This is a genomic window from Rhizobacter sp., from assembly GCF_046595475.1.
GTDB lineage: Bacteria > Pseudomonadota > Gammaproteobacteria > Burkholderiales > Burkholderiaceae_C > Rhizobacter.
Map to the genome: position 1 here is coordinate 1 of NZ_JBKJOQ010000080.1, position 3,182 is coordinate 3,182.

Genomic DNA, 3,182 nt, shown 5'->3' on the forward strand with positions numbered 1-3,182 from the left:
GAGCAGTCGGCCCTAGGCCGACCGGTGACGAGGGTCGCCTTTTCTTTGGTGACTTTCTTTTGGCGAAGCAAAAGAAAGTTACTGCCCTGTCGGGGGCACATCCCGACGCGGCCTCACGCAGTGAGCAAGACCCACGCAATAACCGAACGGGCCTTCGATCCCGCGAATGCGGACCCTGTCCTGAGGTATCGAAGGGTCAGCCTAAGCGGTGTGTGGCGCGCCAGCAGAGCAGATAGCAGCACAGCACCATGAGCGCCCCCGACCTCTTCCTCAACGTCCTCGTCGCCGTCCTAGGCGGCGCCATCCGTGTGGGCACCCCCTTCCTGCTGGTGAGCCTGGGCGAATGCCTCACCGAAAAATCTGGCCGCATCAACCTCGGCCTCGAAGGCGTGCTCGTCTTCTCGGCCATGGCCGGTTTCGGTGGCGCCTACCTCACCGGCAACGTCTGGCTCGGCGTGCTGCTCGCAGGCGGCAGCGGCGCGCTGCTGGCCTTGCTGCATGGCCTCGTGTGCTCATTGCCGAGGGTGAACGACATCGCCACAGGCATCGCAGTGATGCTGCTCGGCAGCGGCCTCGCGTTTTACTTGGGCAAGCCGCTGATCCAGCCGCAGGCCCCGCAGATTCCGTCGCTCAACCTGGGCGACTGGAGCAGCTCGGCGCAGATCAAGTCGGCTTTGCAAATCAACGTGCTGTTTCTCATCGGCGTGGTGCTCGCCGCGCTGCTGGCCTGGGGCTTCAAGGCCACGCGCTTCGGCCTGGTGCTGCGCATGGCGGGCGACTCGAGCGACGCCGCACGCGCGCTCGGCTACTCGGTCAACGGCATACGCATTGCGGCCACCTGCGCAGGCGGCTTCATCGCCGGGCTGGGTGGCGCCTCGCTCTCGCTCTACTACCCCGGCAGTTGGAATGAAGGCCTCTCCAGCGGCCAAGGCCTGATCGCCGTCGCCTTGGTGATCTTCGCGCGCTGGAGCCCCTGGCGCTGCCTGGGTGCCGCACTGCTCTTCGGTGGCGCTGGCGCACTCGGCCCGGCCTTGCAATCGGTGGGCATCAGCAGCGGCTACTACCTGTTCAATGCGGTGCCCTACGTGCTCACGCTGGTGATTCTGATCTGGACCTGCTCGCCCACACGCAGCGTCAAGGGCGCGCCGATGGAGCTGGGCGTCACGAAATAGGAGCTTGTCATGAGTGGATTGGGTGGTTTGAACAAATCGGTACACGGCGTGGTGATTGGCCTGGTGCAGCTTCAACTGCCGGTCGTCAAGACGCCGGCCGATCTGGCCGCGCAAACGCAGCGAATCTGCGACATGGTGGCCAAGGCGCGCCGCAACCAGGGCACGATGGACCTGGTGGTGTTCCCCGAGTACTCGCTGCACGGCCTGAGCATGGACACCGCGCCCGAGATCATGTGCCGACTCGACGGCCCAGAGGTCGCGGCCTTCAAGCAAGCCTGCATAGCCCACAAGATCTGGGGCTGCTTCTCGATCATGGAAGCCAACCCCGACGGCAACCCGTACAACAGCGGGCTCATCATCGACGACAGCGGCACGGTGAAGCTCTACTACCGCAAGCTCCACCCCTGGGTGCCGGTGGAGCCCTGGGAGCCGGGCAACCTGGGCGTTCCGGTGTGCGACGGGCCCAACGGCAGCAAGCTCTCTCTCATCATCTGCCACGACGGCATGTTCCCCGAGATGGCGCGCGAGGCCACCTACAAGGGCGCCGAGATTATTCTGCGCACAGCAGGCTACACGGCGCCCATACGCCACGCCTGGAAGATCACCAACCAGGCCAATGCCTTCTGCAACCTGGCCTACACCGCCAATGTTTGCATGTGCGGCAGCGACGACAGCTTCGACTCTATGGGCGAGGGCATGTTCTGCCATTTCGACGGCACGGTGATGGTCGAAGGCAGCGGCCGTGTGGATGAAATCATCACCTGCGAGCTGCGGCCCGACCTGGTGCGCGAAGCGCGCGCCGGCTGGGGCGTGGAAAACAACATCTACCAGCTCTACCACCGCGGCTACGTGGCGGTGAAGGGCGGGGCGCAAGACTGCCCTTACACCTACATGCACGACATGGCGGCCGGCCGCTATGTGCTGCCCTGGGAAGCCAGCGTGAAGGTGACCGACGGCACGGGCTGCGGTTTTGCCGCGCCGACCCGCAGCTACATCGGCTCGCAGATCCCGGTGTTGAAGAAAGTGGCCTGAGATGGAGAAGTACATCGCAGCCGACCCGTACCGCTGGCCCTACGACGGCGACATGACGCCGCAGAACACCGCACTCGTGGTGATCGACATGCAGGTCGATTTCTGCGGCGAAGGCGGCTACGTCGACAAGATGGGTTACGACATTTCGCTCACGCGTGCGCCCATTGCACCGCTGAAGCAGTTGTTCGCCGCCATGCGCGCCGCGGGCTACCTCATCATCCACACGCGCGAAGGCCACAAGCCCGACATGAGTGACCTGCCGGCCAACAAACGCTGGCGCTCGCGCCAGATCGGCACAGGCGGCATCGGCATTGGCGACATGGGGCCGTGCGGGCGCATCCTGACCGTTGGCGAGCCGGGCTGGGAAATCATCCCCGAGCTGGCACCGCTGGCGGGCGAGCCGGTGATCGACAAGCCTGGCAAGGGCTCTTTTTATGCGACCAATTTCGATCTGATCTTGCACACCCGCGGGATTCGCAACCTCATCCTCACCGGCATCACGACCGACGTGTGTGTGCACACGACGATGCGCGATGCGAACGACCGGGGGTATGAGTGCTTGATCTTGTCGGATTGCACGGCGGCTACAGACCTTGGCAACCATCTGGCGGCGTTGAAGATGGTGACGATGCAGGGTGGGGTGTTTGGGGCGGTGTCGGATTCGAAGTCGGTGATTGAGGTGGTGTCGGTATGAGCACGCGCTTGGGCTTGTTGTTCGCCCATCCCCACCCGTTCAGCCTGACCCTTCGACAAGCTCAGGGCAGGGTCCGCTTCGCGTATCGAAGGCCTGCTCCTTCTGTGCCGCTTCGCGTGGTTGTTTCTACCTGTCTTGCTCGACGGCGCCGGGTAGTCGCCCCGGCGGGCGAGTCACTTTCATTTGTCGCGCCAAATGAAAGTAACCAAAGCAAAGGCGCTCTCCATATGTCACAGCTGCGTGGCCACGAGCTACGGCCTGTCAACGCCGTGCTGAAGCTACGC

The 3,182-nt window shown here is 64.0% G+C and carries 3 protein-coding genes; all 3 read left to right on the forward strand.

What is annotated here, in order from left to right; translation table 11 throughout:
- The first annotated feature begins 248 nt into the window (after positions 1–248).
- From AC30QB_RS13770 to biuH, 3 genes are read left to right on the forward strand one after another with little or no spacing between them, the layout of a single operon-like run.
- Positions 249–1,172 (forward strand): ABC transporter permease, encoded by a 924-nt coding sequence (locus AC30QB_RS13770; protein WP_489546797.1) that lies wholly within the window; start codon positions 249–251, stop codon positions 1,170–1,172.
- A gap of 9 nt (positions 1,173–1,181) precedes the next feature.
- The gene (locus tag AC30QB_RS13775) at positions 1,182–2,204 is read left to right on the forward strand and encodes a formamidase (protein WP_489546798.1); all 1,023 of its coding nucleotides are present in this window, start codon (positions 1,182–1,184) and stop codon (positions 2,202–2,204) included.
- A gap of 1 nt (position 2,205) precedes the next feature.
- Positions 2,206–2,898 carry a biuret amidohydrolase gene (gene biuH, locus AC30QB_RS13780; RefSeq protein ID WP_489546799.1) on the forward strand — a complete coding sequence of 231 codons (693 nt, stop codon included), beginning with the start codon at positions 2,206–2,208 and terminating at the stop codon, positions 2,896–2,898.
- The last annotated feature ends 284 nt before the right edge of the window (positions 2,899–3,182 follow it).